The 20,529-nt window shown below is 43.7% G+C and carries 15 protein-coding genes and 1 pseudogene; 6 read left to right on the forward strand and 10 right to left on the reverse strand.

What is annotated here, in order from left to right:
- Positions 1-121: 121 nt before the first annotated feature.
- The 4 genes from nhaA (at position 122) to fabV (ending at position 6,363) form a co-directional block, all read left to right on the forward strand.
- A complete protein-coding gene (nhaA, locus tag P4S59_RS06370; RefSeq protein ID WP_006742626.1) occupies positions 122-1,273 on the forward strand; it encodes a Na+/H+ antiporter NhaA in 1,152 nt (383 codons plus the stop codon).
- Positions 1,274-1,996: 723 nt separating this feature from the next.
- Entirely contained in the window at positions 1,997-2,641 is a 645-nt protein-coding gene (locus P4S59_RS06375; RefSeq protein ID WP_005393225.1) for a TetR/AcrR family transcriptional regulator, read from the forward strand.
- 62 nt (positions 2,642-2,703) lie between these two features.
- A complete protein-coding gene (locus P4S59_RS06380) occupies positions 2,704-4,986 on the forward strand; it encodes an acyl-CoA dehydrogenase (protein ID WP_337168109.1) in 2,283 nt (760 codons plus the stop codon).
- A gap of 174 nt (positions 4,987-5,160) precedes the next feature.
- On the forward strand, positions 5,161-6,363 hold the full coding sequence (gene fabV / locus P4S59_RS06385) for an enoyl-ACP reductase FabV (RefSeq protein WP_145532240.1): 1,203 nt from the start codon (positions 5,161-5,163) through the stop codon (positions 6,361-6,363).
- A gap of 76 nt (positions 6,364-6,439) precedes the next feature.
- Here fabV and P4S59_RS06390 read toward each other — a convergent pair whose 3' ends face one another.
- Both P4S59_RS06390 and P4S59_RS06395 read right to left on the reverse strand, forming a co-directional pair.
- Complete coding sequence (locus P4S59_RS06390) at positions 6,440-8,122, reverse strand: aspartate:alanine antiporter (protein WP_006742623.1); 1,683 nt, start codon at positions 8,120-8,122, stop codon at positions 6,440-6,442.
- 174 nt (positions 8,123-8,296) lie between these two features.
- Positions 8,297-8,563 (reverse strand): GrxA family glutaredoxin, encoded by a 267-nt coding sequence (locus P4S59_RS06395; RefSeq protein WP_005378026.1) that lies wholly within the window; start codon positions 8,561-8,563, stop codon positions 8,297-8,299.
- A 377-nt stretch (positions 8,564-8,940) separates the two neighbouring features.
- Here P4S59_RS06395 and P4S59_RS06400 point away from each other — a divergent pair, with 377 nt between their 5' ends.
- Entirely contained in the window at positions 8,941-10,185 is a 1,245-nt protein-coding gene (locus P4S59_RS06400; protein WP_005393219.1) for an iron-containing alcohol dehydrogenase, read from the forward strand.
- A 77-nt stretch (positions 10,186-10,262) separates the two neighbouring features.
- Here P4S59_RS06400 and P4S59_RS06405 read toward each other — a convergent pair whose 3' ends face one another.
- The 5 genes from P4S59_RS06405 to P4S59_RS06425 all read right to left on the reverse strand — a co-directional run bounded on the left by P4S59_RS06405 (position 10,263) and on the right by P4S59_RS06425 (position 15,973).
- Positions 10,263-11,117 carry a MurR/RpiR family transcriptional regulator gene (locus P4S59_RS06405; RefSeq protein ID WP_005378021.1) on the reverse strand — a complete coding sequence of 285 codons (855 nt, stop codon included), beginning with the start codon at positions 11,115-11,117 and terminating at the stop codon, positions 10,263-10,265.
- A gap of 311 nt (positions 11,118-11,428) precedes the next feature.
- Entirely contained in the window at positions 11,429-13,075 is a 1,647-nt protein-coding gene (gene panP / locus P4S59_RS06410) for a pyridoxal-dependent aspartate 1-decarboxylase PanP (RefSeq protein ID WP_337168110.1), read from the reverse strand.
- A 200-nt stretch (positions 13,076-13,275) separates the two neighbouring features.
- Positions 13,276-13,788: a hypothetical protein gene (locus tag P4S59_RS06415; RefSeq protein ID WP_074191148.1), complete on the reverse strand. Its 513-nt coding sequence runs from the start codon at positions 13,786-13,788 to the stop codon at positions 13,276-13,278.
- 206 nt (positions 13,789-13,994) lie between these two features.
- Positions 13,995-14,900, reverse strand: coding sequence for a lysine exporter LysO family protein (locus P4S59_RS06420; RefSeq protein ID WP_006742620.1), 906 nt, complete (start codon positions 14,898-14,900; stop codon positions 13,995-13,997).
- Positions 14,901-15,052: 152 nt separating this feature from the next.
- The gene (locus P4S59_RS06425; RefSeq protein ID WP_048626253.1) at positions 15,053-15,973 is read right to left on the reverse strand and encodes an HDOD domain-containing protein; all 921 of its coding nucleotides are present in this window, start codon (positions 15,971-15,973) and stop codon (positions 15,053-15,055) included.
- A 369-nt stretch (positions 15,974-16,342) separates the two neighbouring features.
- Between P4S59_RS06425 and P4S59_RS06430 the strand changes: the two are divergent.
- Positions 16,343-16,929, forward strand: a pseudogene (locus tag P4S59_RS06430) (TfoX/Sxy family DNA transformation protein).
- 191 nt (positions 16,930-17,120) lie between these two features.
- On the opposite strand, the gene P4S59_RS06435 reads toward P4S59_RS06430, so the two are convergent.
- The 3 genes from P4S59_RS06435 to P4S59_RS06445 all read right to left on the reverse strand — a co-directional run bounded on the left by P4S59_RS06435 (position 17,121) and on the right by P4S59_RS06445 (position 20,393).
- Entirely contained in the window at positions 17,121-17,669 is a 549-nt protein-coding gene (locus tag P4S59_RS06435) for a hypothetical protein (protein WP_005393208.1), read from the reverse strand.
- A gap of 289 nt (positions 17,670-17,958) precedes the next feature.
- Positions 17,959-18,456: a response regulator gene (locus P4S59_RS06440; RefSeq protein ID WP_012841921.1), complete on the reverse strand. Its 498-nt coding sequence runs from the start codon at positions 18,454-18,456 to the stop codon at positions 17,959-17,961.
- Complete coding sequence (locus P4S59_RS06445; protein WP_337168111.1) at positions 18,453-20,393, reverse strand: ATP-binding protein; 1,941 nt, start codon at positions 20,391-20,393, stop codon at positions 18,453-18,455. Before P4S59_RS06445 ends, P4S59_RS06440 begins: the two co-directional genes overlap by 4 nt.
- Positions 20,394-20,529: the final 136 nt, after the last annotated feature.

Genomic DNA, 20,529 nt, shown 5'->3' on the forward strand with positions numbered 1-20,529 from the left:
ATATCGGAAAAATCGAAGTTTATACTCTGAAGAAGCGATTATTCTAAAGTTTTCGACCGCTATACACTCTTATCATTCTTTGTTAATCGTTTATTAAGATAATAAATATAAGGACGAAACCATGAACGATGTCATTCGTGACTTTTTCAAAATGGAATCAGCTGGTGGTATTCTTCTCGTGATTGCAGCGGCAATTGCGATGACCATTGCTAACTCACCGCTGGGCGAAACTTATCAATCTGTACTGCATACTTATGTATTTGGTATGTCAGTTTCTCACTGGATTAATGACGGCCTAATGGCTGTTTTCTTCTTACTCATTGGCCTTGAAGTTAAGCGAGAGCTACTTGAAGGTGCGTTAAAATCAAAAGAAACCGCAATTTTCCCTGCGATTGCAGCGGTTGGCGGTATGTTAGCTCCTGCTCTTATTTACGTAGCCTTTAATGCCAACGATCCTGAGGCGATTTCTGGTTGGGCAATTCCAGCGGCGACAGATATCGCTTTTGCTTTAGGTATCATGGCGTTATTAGGTAAGCGTGTACCAGTAAGTCTAAAAGTGTTCTTGCTGGCGCTTGCTATCATAGATGATTTAGGTGTGGTTGTTATTATCGCGCTATTTTACACCGGTGACCTGTCGACCATGGCGTTGCTTGTTGGCTTCATCATGACTGGTGTCCTATTCATGTTGAATGCGAAGGAAGTAACAAAACTTACGCCATACATGATCGTCGGTGCGATCTTATGGTTCGCGGTGCTTAAATCTGGTGTTCACGCAACATTGGCAGGTGTAGTGATTGGTTTTGCTATCCCACTAAAGGGAAAGCAGGGCGAACATTCTCCACTTAAACATATGGAGCACGCGCTTCACCCATACGTGGCATTTGGTATTCTGCCTCTATTCGCATTTGCCAATGCGGGGATTTCGTTAGAAGGCGTATCGATGTCAGGTCTAACTTCAATGCTGCCACTCGGTATTGCTTTGGGTCTACTGGTTGGTAAGCCTCTAGGTATCTTTACCTTTAGCTGGGCAGCGGTAAAAATGGGCGTTGCTAAGTTACCTGAAGGGGTTAACTTCAAGCATATCTTTGCGGTATCTGTGTTGTGTGGTATTGGCTTTACAATGTCTATCTTCATTTCCTCTTTAGCGTTCGGAAATGTAAGTCCTGAATTTGATACCTATGCTCGACTAGGCATCTTAATGGGTTCGACGACAGCAGCATTACTTGGCTATGCCTTACTGCACTTTTCTTTGCCTAAGAAAGCGCAAGCGTAAGATAAAAATGCGCTATTTTGTAAAGCCTCCCAATCGGGAGGCTTTTTTATACCCATAGTTCAGTACATCAGCGACTTAATAGCGACACTTTCGTATTGAGCGGATGTCTAGACCATGGAGATGAACGGAATCATCGAAAAAGGTAGGTTGGTAGATCTGCGGGCGAAAAAAGCCCAGCCGAAAATTTGACTGGGCGGATACAAACATAGGAGTTAATAAGAAAAAAGCAGCAACGTAACAATTAGATGGAAACAAGTTTGACGGCCAGTGAAACTTAAAATGCCCTAGTTGTTACATTTATTCAGACCGAGCCTTTTCCAAACAGTTCCATTTTTTTCAAAAAAAATTCGATTTAATTCTTTCTGCCCGCTTGTATCGTAAAGAAGTAAGAGAAGAGGCGAACAGCGTAACCAACTTAATGGCGGTTTGAAACTCGATAGCCCTCTTTTCTATAGTAGCTATAAACTTAAATTGCATTTCAAACCCGCACCTCCTGCTCCGACCGCCTAACGACATTGCTAGCGTTTCAAATACGATGGTTTGCGAAACTTGGTCATTTTCTTCAGGCGAGCATCATTTGCTTATTAGACTTAAATTCAAAAGATTAGATCACACCTTCTAAGTTCTGGTCAGACCAATTGGTGAAAGTGTGATGTTAATCATTTGTTAATCTAAAGTTTCAGGAGTATATTTTCAAACAGTTGTTTAATACGAGTGATTAAAATGGCCCCGAGAACATCAACAAAAGAAAAAATACTCGATGTCGCAGAAGGACTCTTTGCTGAACATGGTTTTAATGATACTTCGCTAAGAACGATAACAGGTAAAGCGAACGTCAACTTAGCATCGGTAAATTATCACTTTGGCGATAAAAAAACGCTAGTTAGAGCGGTTTTAGATAGATACCTAGAAGCGCTCATGCCGAGCATTAAAACCTCACTAATTGAGTTAAATACGCGTGATAGCTACGACATGGACGACGTCTTTGAGTCATTGCGTTTACCTTTGCGTACATTAAATGATGTGCGCCCCAATGGTACTGCATTATTCATGTTGTTAATTGGCCGTGGTTACACAGACGTACAAGGTCATCTGCGTTGGTTCATCACCACTCGATATGAAGAGGTACTTAACCTCTTCACCTTCTCGATAATGAAGGCAAACCCGGAACTATGTGAGGAGCAGCTGTTTTGGCGACTGCACTTCACGCTAGGTACCTGCGTATTTACGATGGCTTCAAGCCAGGCTCTTTCGGAGCTTGCTGAAAGTAAATTTGAAAAGGAAGTCGATGTGAAATCTGTCGTCGATTTACTGATTCCTTATTTGTCAGCAGGAATGTCAGCGAAGCAGTTGGCACAAGACAAATAAGAAAGTTAAACCAATAATAAAATTATGCCCAGAGCGGTTACGTGAACAAAAGGATCTGAACTATGAGCTCTCTACGAAGAAAATGGATTAGTGACCCAGCTTTTAAAGTGTTCAAAAAAGTATTGCCACCTCTCTCTAGCACCGAGAAAGAGGCGATGGAAGCGGGTAGTGTGTGGTGGGATGCCGAACTATTTTCAGGCAAGCCTAACTTCACTACATTGCACCATTATCCAACGCCGACACTGACAGCAGAAGAGCAGTCATTTATGGATAATGAGCTTGAAACCCTGCTAGAAATGCTTGATGACCAGAAGATTGTCAAAGAAGACAGGGATTTACCGCCTGAAGTATGGGAGTACTTACGTAAAGAGCGATTTTTCTCACTGATCATTTCAAAAGCGTATGGTGGTCGTGAATTTTCCGCTTTAGCGAACTCAACCATTGTTTCTCGTATTGCGACTCGTAGCATCAGCACCGCTGTATCGGTAATGGTACCGAACTCTCTTGGTCCAGGTGAGCTTTTATCGCACTATGGCACACAAGAGCAAAAAGATTACTGGTTGCCTCGTCTTGCTGATGGTACCGACATTCCTTGTTTTGCATTAACAGGGCCCGAAGCGGGATCTGACGCCGGTGGTATACCAGATCAAGGCGTAGTTTGTTATGGCACTCACGAAGGCAAAGAAGTGCTTGGCGTGCGAGTTAGCTGGAATAAACGCTACATCACACTTGCGCCAGTGGCGACAGTGCTCGGATTAGCATTTAAGCTACAGGATCCAGAAGGGCTACTTGGTGATAAGAAAGAGGTTGGAATCACATGTGCGCTGATCCCCGCTGACCATGAAGGTGTCGAGATAGGTGAGCGCCATGATCCTCTGGGTTCTGCATTTATGAATGGTCCGACTCGTGGTGAAGATGTCTTCATCCCTATGGACTGGTTGATCGGTGGCGCTGATTACGCAGGTAAAGGTTGGCGTATGCTGGTTGAGTGTCTTTCTGCTGGTCGTGGTATCTCTCTCCCAGCGCTTGGCACAGCGATTGGTCATCTTACTACACGTACAACCGGTGCTTATGCTTACGTGCGTAAACAGTTTGGTATGTCGATCGGTAAGTTTGAAGGTGTCGCAGAAGCAATGGGGCGCATTGGTGGTCTTACTTACCTACTAGAAGCGACACGTACGCTGACGACGACTTCTCTCGATATGAAAGAAAAACCTGGGATTGTAACCGCGATTGCCAAGTACCACATGACGGAAATTGCGCGTACTATTCTAAATGATTCGTTTGATATTCATGCAGGTCGTGCGATTCAAGATGGCCCAATGAACTATCTTGCTAAACACTATCTCGGTATCCCAGTTGCGATCACTGTGGAAGGCGCGAATATTCTGACTCGTAACCTGATGATATTTGGTCAAGGTGCGACTCGTTGTCACCCATATGTACTGAAAGAAATGGAAGCCGCGGCGAATCCAGATTCTGAACAAGGGGCGAAAGAATTTGACAACTTGCTCTTTAAACACATCAAACATGCGGTAGGCAATACATTTGGTGCATTTGGCGCGGCGCTAACTGGTTCTCGGTTTGTAAAAGCGCACACGAGTGGCCCAACACAGCAGTACTATAAAGAAATCATAAGATTAAGCCGAGCGCTTGCCGTTAGTGCTGACTTCGCGATGTTAACACTAGGCGGTGATTTGAAGCGTAAAGAAATGATTTCCGCACGTCTGGGTGATGGCTTAAGCTATCTATATATGGCGTCTGCCGCACTGAAAAAGTATGAAGATGAAGGACGTCAACAAGGCGATCTAGATTTTGTCCACTACGCCGTTCAACACTGCTTGTATAACGCATCTAAGTCATTAAATGAGGCTTATACCAACTTCCCTGTGAAATACGTTGGCGGTGTGCTGAAAGGGTTATTGTTCCCACTTGGTAATCATTTTAATAAGCCAAGCGATGAACTGTGTGTGAATCTGGCGGAAGCGATGATGACGCCAGGAACACAACGCGATCGACTCACGCATCTTTGCTACATCGGAAAATCCGACGACGACAGCGTAGGCTTAATGGAGAAAGCCTTCCTCGCAATGTACGAAATCAAACCTTTAGAGCGTAAGCTTATGAAGGCGGCGAAGGATGGGAAAGTGGCTCGTAAAGGTCTTTTACACGACCGTTTGCAGCAAGCATTTGAAGCTGGCGTGTTAACTGAGCAAGAAATTGACCAAATCATGGCGGCAGACAAATTGCGTTACAAGGCGATTCAAGTTGACCACTTTAGTCATGACTTTTCTGAAGTGCGAACTGATTGCCCAAAAAAGTCGCATTTGAACCCGGCGGCATAGTAAACCGTTAATACTAAGAAAAGCACCTCAATGAGGTGCTTTTTTGTGTTCTTGCAGAGTGGATGTTGGGATAGTGCTCCAACCACTTGCCTTTTCAGAGCATTTTTACAGAAATTAGATGCGAAATCCCGACGAAACTTTTATCCTAACAAGGTTTTTTAAAGGAAGTTGAATATGATCATCAAACCTAGAATTCGTGGATTTATCTGTACTACAACGCACCCTGTTGGTTGTGAAGCTAACGTAAAAGAACAAATTGCGTACACTAAAGCGCAAGGCCCAATCAAAAACGCACCTAAGCGCGTTCTTGTTGTCGGTGCATCAAGTGGCTACGGTCTATCTTCTCGTATCGCTGCGGCATTTGGTGGCGGTGCATCAACTATCGGTGTTTTCTTCGAAAAAGAAGGCACTGAGAAGAAACCAGGTACGGCAGGTTTCTACAATGCAGCTGCTTTTGAAAAGCTAGCGCGTGAAGAAGGCCTGTACGCAAAAAGCCTAAACGGCGACGCTTTCTCAAATGAAGCGAAACAGAAAACTATCGAACTGATCAAAGAAGATTTAGGTCAGATCGATATGGTGGTTTACTCACTGGCTTCCCCAGTACGTAAAATGCCAGAAACTGGCGAGTTAGTTCGTTCAGCGCTTAAGCCTATCGGTGAAACTTACACATCAACTGCCGTTGATACCAACAAAGATGTGATCATCGAAGCAAGTGTTGAGCCTGCAACAGAAGAAGAAATCAAAGACACAGTAACCGTTATGGGCGGTGAAGACTGGGAACTTTGGATCAATGCACTGTCTGATGCTGGTGTTCTTGCTGAAGGCTGTAAGACAGTCGCGTACAGCTACATTGGTACTGAGCTAACTTGGCCAATCTACTGGGATGGCGCACTAGGTAAAGCGAAAATGGACCTAGATCGTGCGGCGAAAGCGCTAAACGACAAGTTAACAGCGACAGGCGGCAGTGCAAATGTTGCTGTACTTAAATCTGTTGTAACTCAGGCAAGTTCCGCAATTCCTGTTATGCCACTGTACATTGCAATGGTATTCAAGAAAATGCGCGAAGAAGGCGTACACGAAGGCTGTATGGAACAAATCTACCGTATGTTCAGCCAACGTCTGTACAAAGAAGATGGTAGCGCAGCAGAAGTGGATGAGATGAATCGTCTACGCCTGGATGACTGGGAACTTCGTGACGACATTCAGCAGCACTGTCGTGAGCTATGGCCTCAAATTACGACTGAGAACCTAAAAGAACTGACTGACTACGTAGAGTACAAAGAAGAGTTCTTGAAACTATTTGGTTTCGGTGTTGAAGGCGTAGATTACGAAGCGGATGTAAATCCAGCGGTTGAAGCTGATTTTATCCAAATCTAATCGAATGACTGATTAGACAACCGATATACAAAAGGCGCTCATTGAGCGCCTTTTTTGCTTTCATCAGTCAAAGTTATTAACTTAATATTATCAGGATCGTACCGGCTAACGTCATCAGAATATTAGCAATCGCATAGGTACCCGCATAGCCAAGAGCAGGGATGGTGGATTTAGCGTAGTCGTTGACGACATCCATAGCTGGGGCACAAGTTCGGGCACCAATAATGGCACCGAAGAGCAGGGCACGGTTCATCTTGAGTATGTGTGCGCCCACTAAATAGGCCAGTACTACAGGCACAACACTAACAATGAATGCTAAACCAATCACCTTTGGACCAACTTGGGTCAAGTGCTCGAACATCTTTCCGCCTGCACTTAGACCTATTCCCACCATAAAGAACATCAAACCCAAATCTTTGACCATATTCAGCGCCCCCTGCGGGACATAGCCGAAAGTAGGGTGATTTGCTCGTAAGAAACCAAGTGTAATACCAGATAACAAAAGACCTACCGCGTTACCCAAGCTGAACGAAACCTGGCCGAATGTCATCGTGATGAGGCCAAACAGAATACCCAAAATAAAGAAGCTGCAAAAAGCGAGTAAATCGGCCATTTGACTGTGGATCGAGATGAAACCGATTTTTTCCGCGAGTCCATGTACTCGGCTTTTCTCGCCGCTTACCTGAAGGACGTCACCTTTAGCGAGAACAATGTCTAAATCCATCGGCATTTCTATTTGCGCACGTACCACGCGGTTTAAGAAACAGCCAAACTCAGATAAGTTTAAATCAGATAAACGCTTGCCTGCGATAGCGTCACTTTTTACGACAATTTCTTCTTCAACGATGCGCAAATCAAGCAAGTTACGATCAAATACTTCTTTACCGTTGCGGAAGCTAGGATCCAAGCGAGCGTGGCTATCAGGGAAGCCAACCAGTGCAATTTCATCACCTTCTTGCAAAATAGCATCACCATCTGGATGGGCGAGAATACCGTTACGGCGGATTCGCTCAATGTAACAGCCAGTTTGACGATAAATGCCTAGTTCACGCAAGTTCTTGCCGTCAGTCCAGTCAATCAATTCTGGACCGACTCGGTAAGCACGAATAATCGGTAAGTACACTTTTCTTTGGCTTGAATTTCCAAGGCCACGTTCTTGAGCAATTTGCTGCGCAGAATCAGACAGATTCTGCTTCTGTAGTTTTGGCAACAGCTTCGCGAACATGATCATGCTTATTAGGCCGACCAGATAAGCCATCGCGTAACCCACGGATAGATTTTCTAATACCAAAGAAAAATCCATATTGCGCGGTATAGTCGCAAGGCCAGAGTTAAGAGCATCTTGAGCACCAACCAGTACTGGTGTTGCTGTCAACGCGCCGGCCATCATACCGGCTGACAAGCCAAAGTCGAGGCCGAAATAGTGGCTCAAGCCATACGTTAAGCTGACTGCGGACACGAGAACGGTCATACTTAAGATAAAGTAATGCTTACCATCTCTGAAGAATATGCCAAAAAAGTTTGGTCCAGCTTCAATGCCAACGCAATAAATAAACAGCATAAAGCCAATGGTTAATGCTTCTGCATTGAATGAGAAGCCAAGGTGACCCATTACCAACGAGGTAATTAGAACGCCTATGGAGTTGCCTAGTTGTAATTTGCCAAATCGGATTTTTCCGATGGCAAGGCCAATGGCTAATACGACGAAGATTAGAAGGATAGGGTTTTGCTCAAGAAGGTATACGACGTCTATGTTCACTGTGTGGCTCGGTAAAGTTTGTGCCAAAAAGATTTAGAATTGCGAATTGTAACTAAATATAGCAAAAAGATAAGTGAATTTTTTTAGGTTTTACCATTAGTTGACGTAAGGTAATAACCAACTGAAAAATAATAAAAAAGCCGCATGAAGCGGCTTTCTTAAAAACTGTCTTTATTACTCGTCAAATAGACCTAGGTGCTCTTTCGCGTATGCTTCGAACTCGTCGCAGCCACCGATGTGCTCTTGGTCGATAAAGATTTGAGGAACAGTTTCAACTGGTTTACCAACTGTTTTCTCAAGATCTGCTTTAGAAATACCTTCAGCATGGATATCAACGTAACGGTAGTTGAAGTCGTCACGCTTTGCTTTTAGCGTTTCTGCGTGTTCTTTTGCACGAACACAGAAAGGACATGCAGGGCGACCAAAGATAACAACGAACATAATCTTATTTCTCCTAAATCTATTCTTTTTTGAAAGCGTACAAAACATAGCGGCTGAGTGCGCTCTCTTTTGTTGCAGTAACTATGCCCGATCCAGATACGGAAATAAAGCGACAATTACCTCTTGGTTCTATAGGTGAAATCTATCGAATAAAAACTAAACGCGCTCCCTTATTCTATGGCTCTAAAGTATGTGAAGTGACGCATAAAAAACATACATTTTAAGGGGTTAATGATAGCAAGGTGGAATTGGTCAATTTTTTTTATTCAAAAACATAGCAATCTAATCTGGCTATACGCAAATGACTTCAACTCTTCCATAAGTGTTAAATCAGAGGGCAAGAGGTTATTTGGGTATATTATTTTGGGAGGATGTGTATGTTTCAGTTTATGACTGCAACAAGGATTATATTTGGTGAAGGTGCACTTCAGTCTTCATTATCCGTTATCAACCAATTTGGCTACAGTGTTTTGCTGGTAACCGGGAAGGATACCCAACGAGCCACGCCCATCATTAACTACCTTAAAGCTCAAAATATGCGTTACCAACACGTAGCAATCAATGGCGAACCTTATATCACAATGGTAGAAGAGACCGCGGTACTGGGTAGAAAATTCCAGCCTGATATGGTGATTGCTATTGGCGGTGGCAGTGTCATCGATATGGGTAAAGCTCTAGCCGCTATTATTCCTAATCAAGGCAATGTTTACGACTACGTCGAGGTGGTAGGAAGAAACGTACCATTAAAGGCAAAACCTCTTCATTTTATTGCAATCCCTACGACAGCAAGCACGGGTTCAGAGGTGACTCGAAATGCGGTGTTGAAGTCTGGACAAGATAAAGTGAAAGTGAGTCTTCGAAGCCCAGATATGCTGGCAGACGTTGCCATTGTGGATCCGACGCTCACTTATGGAACCGATCAATACACATCCGGGCGTGGCGCGATGGATGCGTTCACTCATTTGATGGAAGCGTATGTGTGTGGTGAGCCAAACCCTCTTACAGATATGGTGTGCGAAGAGGGACTTCGTCGTTTAAGCCGTTCAGTGATTGCTGCTTGTAAGCAAGATAATCATAAGGCTCGGTCGGATTTATCGTTCGCTGCGTTGCTCGGTGGCATGGCCATTACTAATGCCAAATTAGGTGCTGCGCATGGGCTTGCGTCGGCGTTAGGAGGTAAGTTAGATGCTCCCCACAGCGTGATCACGGCGCGTCTTGCACCGCACGTGATGCAGGAAAATATTAACGCCGCGAAGCTCGCTGGCAGGAATGATGTGATAAGTCGTTATCGTAAACTTGCCCAATTGGTTACCGATCGTGCGAACGCGAATGAGCACGATGGGGTTCTTTGGGTAAATATGGTGTTAGATAAGTTAGCGTTGCCGTTACTTGGCCAATTCGGAGTATGCCAAACTTCTTTTGAACAAGTGGCGAACGATGCGCTTAAGTCGATGGCGATCAAAGGCAACCCGTTACCCCTTAATCAGGAACGTTTGATATACATATTGCAGCAAGTCTGTGATTGCAGTGGAGAGTGTGTGGCAGAGAGCACACAACACGTGAGCTCTGTAGAAGTGCTTGAATCAAGAACGGACTTATCGAGTGTGAACGACTTGGGTTGAGGTATTGATCTAAAGCACATTAAAAAAGGGGGAGCGTTGAGCTCCCCTTTATTAAATCTTTCACTAAACAGCAGGACTTAGTACTGACTTAGTTTGTCATAGCGACTGTCTTTCAACGCATCTTTTACTCGTTTTAGGTTCTCACGGAAACCTGTACCACGGCGGAGTGTGAAGCCAGTTGCCAGTACATCAATCACCGTCATCTGTACAACTCGACTCGCCATTGGCATATAAACGTCGGTATCTTCAGGAATATCAAGCGTAATAGCGAGTGAACTTGCCTTTTCTAGCGGTGAGTCCTTTGCTGTAATCGCAATGACCGTCGCGCCGTTTTCACGAGCAAGGTTTGCTATTTCGACCTGACTCTTCGTTCGACCTGTGTGAGAAATAAGAACCACAACATCATTATCACTGCAGTTAATACAACTCATGCGCTGCATGACAATGTCTTCAAAACAAGTAATTGGAATGTTAAAGCGAATAAACTTGTTTTGTGCGTCTCGGGCTACAGAAGATGATGCACCAAGGCCAAAGAATGAAATGCGCTTCGCTTGCGTTAGCAAATCGACCGCACGGTTCACTTGCATTGGATCTAGGCTGTTTTTCGCGACATCTAAACACGCCATGGTCGATTCGAAAATCTTATGGGTGTACGCGTCTGGGCCATCGTCTTCTTCCACGTTACGGTTAACGTAAGGGGTACCGTTGGCTAGGCTCTGTGCCAAGTGAAGCTTAAAATCTGGAAAGCCCTTGGTGTCCAGACGACGACAGAAGCGGTTTACAGTGGGCTCACTAACATCAGCCATTTTAGCCAACGTTGCAATGCTTGAATGAATTGCAGTTTGTGGAGACGCCATAATTACTTCCGCAACTTTGCGCTCTGACTTACTGAAATTCTCCAGGTTTTTTTGAATTTTTTCTAATGTATTCATAGTGTTCACGAGGGTATAGAGAACAACTCGCTGGCTCTGTTAACGAAAGGAAACACGAAGATTCCAGAGTAGAGTGGGGCGTTAACGAAAACAACCAGCGCCATAGAATCAGTATAAACCTGATCTTCAATCAGTCTAAACCAATAACGGATACTATTTAGTGAGAATTTGACAGGCCTCAAACAAAATGTTGTAAAAACTACAGAATTGGATGTGTAATCGATGTTTTGTTGCGCCAGTCGCACGAGAATGATGTTTGAGTTACATCAAAACGAAAAAAAATTTCAAATTGATGTAACTCTTTCGGGCCATTAAGACGATTGGATATTAGTGACCACCTGCTGAATTCTTTCCATCAAATTTGGTGCTTGCTTGGCGATTTCACGCTGTTCATCAAGCACCGAACTCAAAATCTCTTTGGTCGTCAGCGGATTTGCCAAAACCACTCGGAACACAATCGTGTTCATGCGCTGCCATTGGTCTGGGTTCAGTCTTGTACGTGAAACAAACGATTTGCCCGTTTCACGCTGACGCTTTTGAATAAACTGTGTTAATTCATTAATCAGTTCATTCAGTTGTTCTTTTTGTGAACCTTCCGCTTTTGCTAATGCCTCACGGATGAATGGCGGCAAGTAGCGGTATGTGAGGAGACAAAGCTCTGGTTCAGAAACCAATTCGAAATCATCTTGCTGCTTGATTAAATCTGCAAAGTAGCGAGCTTTTTCAATGCTTTGGTCTATCAGCAGCTCATAGCCAGGGCGGCTGATGATGTGCATTGCGGCATAGACCAACATTGCCATGCCTGAACGAGAGCCTTCTAATGTATGACTGCCTAGGTCTTTTGAGCCTTTACGCAAGATATATTGAGCGTGATGCTCTATGGATTTCATTGCGTCAGGGTCTTTGAACAGAACCATACCAGCGCCCATCGGGATGTAGAGTTGCTTGTGCGCATCAATGGTTACTGAGTCTGCCATTTCCACACCGTTAAGAAGGTGACGGTGGTGATTAGACATAAGTGTTGCGCCACCCCATGCGGCATCCACATGGAAATGACAACCGTGAGCTTGGCAGACTTCTGCGATTTCAGGTAGCGGGTCGACATTACCTGTCTCTGTTGTACCAGCTACACCAATAACAGCAATAGGCTTGATGTTTTGTTTCTCTAGTTCAACAATTTTCGCTTTAAGGTCGTCGACAATAATACGGTTGTTGGCATCCGTTTTAACCGCAACCAAGCCTTCTTGACCTAAACCTAGTACATCGGCTGCTTTCTTAAGGGAGTAGTGACCACGCTCAGACACCAATACCGCTAAGCCATCGTAGCCATAATGCTTCATGGCTTTAAATAGGCCTTCTTTCTCAACGCCTTTAAATGAACTATTGGCTCTTAACGCCTTGTTACGTGCTACCCAAAGTGCAGTGATATTGGCAATGGTACCGCCGGAGCAAAATGCGCCCAATGAGTGGTTTGCGCTATGCATCCACTGATCGTAAAACGTATCGCTCTGACCATAGATCAAGCGATGTAGCATGCCCAAAACTTGACGTTCAAGCGGGGTAAAGGCTTTAGAAGTCTCTATCTTTACCAGGTTTTGGTTTAAGGCGATCATGATCTTTGACAGTGGCATCAAGAAATAAGGCAGCGCCGATGTCATATGACCAATGAAGCTTGGTGAAGAAGTGTGAACGGAGTGCGACACCAAAGTGTCGAGTAAGTGTTCTGTATGATCTGACACGAACTCTGGCTGCTCAGGAATCTGAGCAGAAGAAAAGTCTTTTTCGATTTCGCGTAAAGGCTTTTCTTCTGCCACGATGTGTTCACGAAGAAATTGATTTAGATTTCGCGAGAGGCTCTCGTCAATTTTGGTTAACGTTGAGTCAGGACCTTCTGGGACAGTGAAGATCTTTAGCAAGCTCTCAAAGCTAACGTCAGCGGTTTTTTGTTCCTTAACCATAGCAAAGAATCTTTGTAGTTATTGTGGTAATGCGAGCGGCACAATCTAAACTAAAACGGGCGCAAAGTCCCGTTTTAATTGTTGAAACCCATGTTGCTGAAATGAAAATTTTAGGTGAGGGCTACAATCTTCGCATTAAAAAATCGTTGATTTTAATGTGTTAAAAACACTCGGCGTTTTCGAGCATCCTCAACGATTAATTAATCACACTTCTGCTTTTCAATCTTCTCTATTGACTGATTGTACTTATTAAGCGCGGTATCAATTTGTTGTGGATGGCTAAGCAGGTCGGCGAATGCTGAACGAAGCTCGTAGTTTTTTGGGTGGTTAGTCGATTGACGGTCACTAAACGTTTGTTTTGCGACTTCACCTAGCTTATCACTTCGGCTTGCTAGCTGCTTAACGTCGTGTTGTTCTAATTTTAGCCATGCTTCGATTGGCTGTTCTGTTGCAACACGGCTAGGATCGTTCTCTAGAAAGTAGTGAACTGCTTCACGGTTTAATTCAAAGTGATGTTTACGGCCGTCCAAGAACCACTGGCTAACTTCTTTTAGATCTGGATACTGGGTAACCGTCAAATTAACAAGATCTTGATACCACTGTAGTGAGGCATCAACATAGCCGTCGTATTTGCTGGCAAGACATTGTTGATCTGCGGCAAACGTAAAAGTTGAGCTTGTAGCGAGGAGCGCTGCAACGACAAAGCGTTTCATTCTTCTTCCTTCTGGTTGTTATCCCTTTATTAACGCAAGGCACATAAGTTGATGTTTCACCCTTCTTTCTCTTTAGTCGTGATAAATCATTGGGCTAATTGACAAAAAGAAAGCGGATTATTGCCAAAATCTTGATCACTTTGACGTTAACTGGGTATTTGAATTTTTGCCGTATTGTAATGGATGTTAAAGCGAAAACCTGAGATCTAGCTAGCAAGTGATACAAAGAAAAGCATCATAACTGGTACCAGTAAACTCAAAATAAACCCACTAACGATGGCGACTGGGACACAACGCACACCACCTGTAGTCTGAATAACAGGTAGGGTAAAGTCCATTGCTGTTGCACCTGCATAACCAATTGCTGTGCACGGATAGCTGCGAATAAAGAGAGGAATGGCTACCAGCGCGACCAGCTCTCTCATCAATTCGATCAGGAAAGATGCTCCCCCAAACACGGGGCCAAAAGCGTCTCCCATCAAAATTCCTGCGAGTGAATACCAGCCAAAGCCTGAAGCCATCGCGAGGGCTTGATAGAGAGGAAGGTCCAAAAGTATCGCTGCAATAACGCCACCAAGCATACATGTTGCGATCACAACTGCCGCAATGGCCATACCCTGTTTATTTAATAAAATTTGGCGAAGAGTAAGACCACTATTGCGAAGCTGAATACCAATAAAAAATAGGAGCAGGAAGAGTATCCATTCGCTCGCTGTATCCACCCAACTTAAATCGATGGGTAACAGCAGACCAACTACTAGCCCGCCACCAACGACAACAATCAGCTTTACTGACTCTAAAGCCATCGAGGATAGTGGCAGCTTCTTTTGATTCTGATTGGTCTGGAGAGGAATAATCCTATCGATAATAGGCAGCGCTAACAGGTTACAGGTACTTAAACATAAAAAGAAAGTACTCGCATAGAGGAGAATACTCTGTAAGTTGCTACTTAAGTTATCGAGCGCTGCTAGGCTAAGTCCCATCAACGACAAAATGACGTAAATAAGGTAGGACGTTGATTGATTGATCTTCTCCAGTAACGAGGCTCGAGATATAGGAATTAGATACCCCACAACAAGTGGAGCGAAAATAAATAGCATCCCTGAGAACATAAAGCTCTATGATTCCTTTTTTGAGATAATACCAACACACATAAATCAAATTATTTATCGGTTGAAATTAGAGAGATATTTCACCAAATACCAAACGCTGCTCAGCCTTGAGCGAATCGTTTATCGCGAATTAGGTGTGAGAAAACGATAAATTACAAGCCGCTAGCACTTAGCACTGCACGTATTTGGTCATTGAAGTCAGTATCACTCATATTGCTGAGTTCATACAAGACCTCTGCACCTGTTAAGTTGAATTCAACTTCGTGTTCATCAATGCGTTCATCATGATTGCGGAACATCAATAGGTGATGCGCGATTCTTGCAATGTCTAAATAACTCACTTCCGGTCGCGTTTGCTCGTACTTCTCGTTTGAGGAGACCTCTCTAAAGTCATTGTCAAATCCCCAGCGCTCGAGCACCAGTTTGCTTGTTGCTGAACAACGAGTTTGGAAGATTTGCAACGCAATTTCAGGATCTAGGTAATTGCCTCTATCTAAGTACAGGTGGTACTCGTTAATTAGACAAAACAAACCGATATCGGCTAGCAGACCAACCAGCAATGCCTTTTCTTGCTCCAAGTGCCCATAAGTACCTGGCTCGTGTTTACGAAACGATTGAACCAATATCACCATGACGGCACCGAGTTCTCGGGATACCGCTGCACTTTTCACCAAGATGGCATTACATTCTTTGGTTAAATTTACTGAATGTTTAAGTTGTTCAATCGCTTGTGCGGTAACAATATCACGCACGCGCAGTATACCAAGGCGAGATACCGCGGTAGTTAAGTCGTTGCAGGTAATGTTTCTGCGATTGAAAATTACAGAGTTTGCTACTCGCAGAACGACCGCCGCCAAGCCGGGATCTTCTAACAAACAGTTAGCAACATCTGAAATAGTGGTGTGTTCTTCGACACATAACTGCTGAATTTTAAGCACGACATCAGGAATAGGGGGTAATGAAATCTTACCCGTTGAGATGGACTGTTCTACCAGCTGAGCAAACTCGGATTCCAGTGCGTTTATAAGCTTATCTTTATTATTTGGCAGCCAAAAAAATGATAAATGTTCCATTGTGACGCTGTACTTGAGATCTTTCGTACAGTGTACCCTTACAGCGTATTCTTTATCAATTAAATGCGTATCACGTGCTCGTAATTGCCAGCGAGATCATAATGATGGCGTGTTTTGGGCATGCCGTGCGTCAAAAAAATATCACCACATGAATAATAAGTGTGAAACTAATCACGTATGCAGAATATATACTTTTTTATATGTGACCTATGTCCTAACTTATTTTTCAACGTTAAGTATGATTAAGCAAGTTGGTGAGCACAACTCACAAAAATATCGCCAACAAATCGACATTTATAATTCGCTATAAGCTGCTGTTTATCTGGTGACATCGCTAATCGGGGTAATTTATTCAGATTAAAGAGGTCAATGGACATGACAGACCAAGCTTTTTTAAATATGTACGCAACTTTAGTGAGTATCAAAAACGTTCTATGTTCGGTGGTATCGGTTTATTCACCGATGACGCTATGTTTGCGCTTGTTAGCAATGATTGCTGCTACTTACGTGGTGGTAATGGATTGGACGAAGTATTTACTCAACTGAATTGCGAAAAATATAAGCACGTCAAAAAACAGACGACGGCAACCGTAAATTATTATGACGTAACAGATTTATTTGAATCCGGATATGCAGGGCTCGATGAACTGGTACAAAAATCAATTGAATACTCAATTAAGGAACGAAAATATCAAAAGTCTTCTGCCAGTAGACGTTTGAGAGATCTGCCAAATATGCAGTTAACTCTTGAGCGAATGGTCAAGAAAGCAGGTGTTGATGACGTAGAAACCTTTTTAGAACTTGGACCTGTAAAAGTCTTCAACAAAGTTAAAGTGGCTTATGGCAATGACGTTGATGTTAAGTTGCTTTGGAAATTCGCTGGTGCAACTGACGGTGTTCATTGGAAACTGATTCAAGAGCCGCGTAAAAAGCAGTTATTGGCGCTGTGTGAGTAAGCAAGCTAAACGCACGATGATTGACTCGTTTTGATGGAGTTAGCGGGTCGTAAAGGCAAGTGTTGAAAGCGGAAAAAGGACATTGAAGTTTTTGACCACTTCATTGAGTTAGTCATTAGATTAGACAAAAAAACCGAGGCATGGGCCTCGGTTTTTGTTTTTTAATTTGCTCTTTTCTTAAAGCACAAATCTTAAAACTTAAAACGCGTGGTGAACATTACCTGATCACCATAAAAGTCGTTGATACGCGCTTCAGCACCTAGAGAGAAAAGCTCAGTTGAGTGGAAACGAGCGTATGCTGCACCGGTCCAGTCGTCATCGTTATCAATAGATACGTAGCCGACTTTGCCGCCTACTTCTAATTGAGGACCTAACCATTGACGAACACCTAAGTTCAGTTCCATACCTACGTCAGTGCTGCTATCGCTTGAAGGTTGTACAACGCGCATTAGCATTTCACCTGTAAGGTCAGCCCAGTTGTTTAGTGGCGAATGAAAGCCAAAACCAGCGGCTGAGTCAAAATCACTTTCAAACTCAGAGTCGATACGAGCAATAACATGTGCGTTAGGGTGAATTGATTTGCTGAATCCAGCACCAAATGTCACAGGACTTGCGCCAATACGTGCTTCGAAATAGTCGTAGCTAAAGTTGCTCATAGTTGCTGGCGCATTGCGGTCGTTTGCGGCTAGGGCATGGCTTGATGCCACTAGTAAGGCAGCGGCTAATAGTGTTTTACGCATAACTAACGATAAACCTTGTTCATTATTTCCATGGATTCAAGTAACCACTTGAACCGTAATCTGATTTGTCCGACATCATAATAAAAAGGAAGGTCCACGACCAACAAAAATGTGTCGATGTTTTGTCAATTAACTTAATAGTTAGTTGGTTTAAGCAAAAACTACGCCATATACATAACGTCTAAGAGCATCAATCGGATAAATAGTGATGCTTTTCCATACTCGCGCTATTGCGCGAAATAACGTGGATCAGCTGGCTTTGGTGACATTCAAGCTAGAGCCACGCATATTACTCGCCGAAGCTTGCTCTGCGTTCAGCCATGGCATTGAGGATCGCCTCAGAATCAAGGACTTGAGTCCAAGATAATAAGTTATCATCATTTGCAATCATAAAAGCAGTAAGCTGAGACACGATTGCTTTTCTCAACTCTTCACCTCTCCATGGTTTGGCTATGTAATAGTCCAGACTTGCGTTATTGACGGCCTCAACGGTGTCTTCTAAGCCGGCTTGTCCTGTAAGTAAGACTTTGCGGGCCGCTTTTGTGTCACCATTTTGACTGAGTTCGATTAAGAAGCTAATCCCAGTTTGCTCCGGCATAATGTGGTCGCATAAAATGAGCGCAAGCTGAACTTCCTCTTCCGCCATCTCCTCGATCACTTGCCTTGCTTCAGTGACTGATTCCGCTCCCTCGACAATAAAATGTTCCTCAAAGGGAGCGAGATCCTGGAGTACGCTATCCAAGACTTCTCGTTCGTCATCGACACATAAAATTAAATACTTGGTCATATTTCATCTCCTTTTTCGATGACTGGTAACCAGACTGTCATTCGTGTGAACTTGTCGAGTTCTGATTCGACGTCAATCCATCCCTTATGTGCTGTCACGATTTGCTGGCAGATGGACAGCCCAATGCCTAAACCAAAGTTGCCTTCTTTTTTCGTCGTGAAGTTGAGCTCGAAAATGGCTTCTCTTTGCGATTCAGGAATGCCACACCCATTATCTTCAAACGAGATAACGGCGTAATGTGTATGATCTTTTTCTGTAAGACGTGTTTGTATTTTTAAAACGCCTTTTTCCGGAAATGCATCAATGGCGTTAGAGACCAAATTCGTCCATACCTGTTGGAGTGCGATTGGTTGACAAAGGATAGGAGGTAAATCCGCATAATCAGTGGAAACCTGATGTATTTTTAGTTTGTTTTCGAAGATCACCAAGGTATCTTCAATACCTTCATGAATATCAGCATAGTGCTGGGTCTCATCATCTGAGCGTGCGTAACCTTTAAGGCTTTTCACCATATCTGCAATTCGCGCAGCACAGACGTTAATCGAGCGAAGAGTGGAACCTGCTTTGTGGTATTGCTCAAGAGTATCGAGAACATGAGAAGACACTTGCTGTTTTTTCGTTAGTTGAGTGAGTAACTCGTGATCTGACTCTAGCCCAAGGTTCACCACTTTCTTAGCCAGTGTTCGGTCTGGAAGGGCATGATTAAGTGCTTTAACGCGTGATCTGAGCTCTGCGGTTGAAGCGGGTTTTGCGGTTTGAGCTTTGCTCAGTAACTCAATGCCTTTGATTTGTATATCGGAACTGGGTACTTCGTTAAGTAATCGTGCAAGCGTATGCGTTAAATTCTCTACGCCCCTCAATATCGCTGCTATCGGATTATTTAGTTCATGCGCCACGCCCGCAACCAACTGGCCGAGCATCGCCATTTTTTCTCTTTCAATGAGTTGCTGGTGGGCAGACTCCAGCGATTCGAGCGTTTTTTGAAGTTGCAGCTTTGTGTTGATGCTTCTTTGTAATCGGCGGTTGAAGTGGCGTAAAAGCAAGTTTGTAAAAAGAGGCAGCAAGTTTGAGTCGCTTTGCATCACTTTATTGAATACGTTGCGATCGAGTTTGATGACCTCTGTCTTTGTCAGCGTTAGGGCTGTCGAGAAAGAACATTCCCCAGTAACAAACGACATGCCTCCGACAATATTACCTTTGTTATGGCGTACAACCTCTCGCTGCATGCCTTGTTCATCGCGCTTGTACAGAGCCACTTCACCATCGGTAATAAACCACAAAAAGCTATTTGGCTCGCCTTCCACGGTTAATAAGTGTTCAGGTGAGTATGTACGGCACGCTCTTGTTTCGTCGTTATCTTTGAAAAACTGCTGGAGAGCGGAGATCACTTGCTCGGCTAACTCGGCATCAGACATCGAGTGGTAGTCGTGTAAAAAGCCCGCTTGATAATGGCTCATCTGATTATTGATGTGCGCTCGCAACAAGCTGTGATGATCCAATATCTGACTGTAACTTAGCAGGTCTTCTTTACCGTTTCGCAATATAAATTGGGTCAGCTCTTTTTGCACTGTGTTAAATAAGACGTGATCTGGCAAAGGTTTAGTGAGGCAGTGGTCGAGCCTGCCCTCATTAACGGCAGTGAGAATTGCCTCTATATCAGACGAGCAGCTAATAAGAATTTTTCTTGCTTGCTCGGTATGCGGCATCCGGTCTAAACCAATAAGAAAATCCACGCCATTAAAATGAGCGTGATGGCTCGCTATGACTAAAGCAACAGTCTGTTCTCTTTCTTCCAGATACTCTAAAGCGCTTTGAGCCTCTTCTATCGATTCGACAGAAAAAATATCAAACTTACTTGAGAAGGCAGACAGCTCCAATCGAAACTGTTCAGCACTGATTGGGTTGTTGTCGAGACACAACACAGCATAACGATTCACAGATGTTTTAGCTCCGGTTAAAACTTCGCCACGCAAACTTTAACAATAAAAGGACATGATGAGTGGGAGCCAAGTATGATTCCTGATTAATGGACTAGAATAAGCATCAATAGTCTGATTTGTCTCAATGTTTTCT

It is taken from the genome of Vibrio sp. M60_M70 (assembly GCF_037162085.1).
Classification (GTDB): domain Bacteria; phylum Pseudomonadota; class Gammaproteobacteria; order Enterobacterales; family Vibrionaceae; genus Vibrio; species Vibrio diabolicus.

Coding starts and splice junctions, on each gene's coding strand:
- nhaA (WP_006742626.1), top strand. CDS start 122: ATGAACGATGTCATTCGTGACTTTTTCAAAATGGAATCAGCTGGTGGT.
- P4S59_RS06375 (WP_005393225.1), top strand. CDS start 1,997: ATGGCCCCGAGAACATCAACAAAAGAAAAAATACTCGATGTCGCAGAA.
- P4S59_RS06380 (WP_337168109.1), top strand. CDS start 2,704: ATGAGCTCTCTACGAAGAAAATGGATTAGTGACCCAGCTTTTAAAGTG.
- fabV (WP_145532240.1), top strand. CDS start 5,161: ATGATCATCAAACCTAGAATTCGTGGATTTATCTGTACTACAACGCAC.
- P4S59_RS06395 (WP_005378026.1), bottom strand. CDS start 8,563: ATGTTCGTTGTTATCTTTGGTCGCCCTGCATGTCCTTTCTGTGTTCGT.
- P4S59_RS06400 (WP_005393219.1), top strand. CDS start 8,941: ATGTTTCAGTTTATGACTGCAACAAGGATTATATTTGGTGAAGGTGCA.
- P4S59_RS06405 (WP_005378021.1), bottom strand. CDS start 11,117: ATGAATACATTAGAAAAAATTCAAAAAAACCTGGAGAATTTCAGTAAG.
- panP (WP_337168110.1), bottom strand. CDS start 13,075: ATGGTTAAGGAACAAAAAACCGCTGACGTTAGCTTTGAGAGCTTGCTA.
- P4S59_RS06415 (WP_074191148.1), bottom strand. CDS start 13,788: ATGAAACGCTTTGTCGTTGCAGCGCTCCTCGCTACAAGCTCAACTTTT.
- P4S59_RS06420 (WP_006742620.1), bottom strand. CDS start 14,900: ATGTTCTCAGGGATGCTATTTATTTTCGCTCCACTTGTTGTGGGGTAT.
- P4S59_RS06425 (WP_048626253.1), bottom strand. CDS start 15,973: ATGGAACATTTATCATTTTTTTGGCTGCCAAATAATAAAGATAAGCTT.
- P4S59_RS06435 (WP_005393208.1), bottom strand. CDS start 17,669: ATGCGTAAAACACTATTAGCCGCTGCCTTACTAGTGGCATCAAGCCAT.
- P4S59_RS06440 (WP_012841921.1), bottom strand. CDS start 18,456: ATGACCAAGTATTTAATTTTATGTGTCGATGACGAACGAGAAGTCTTG.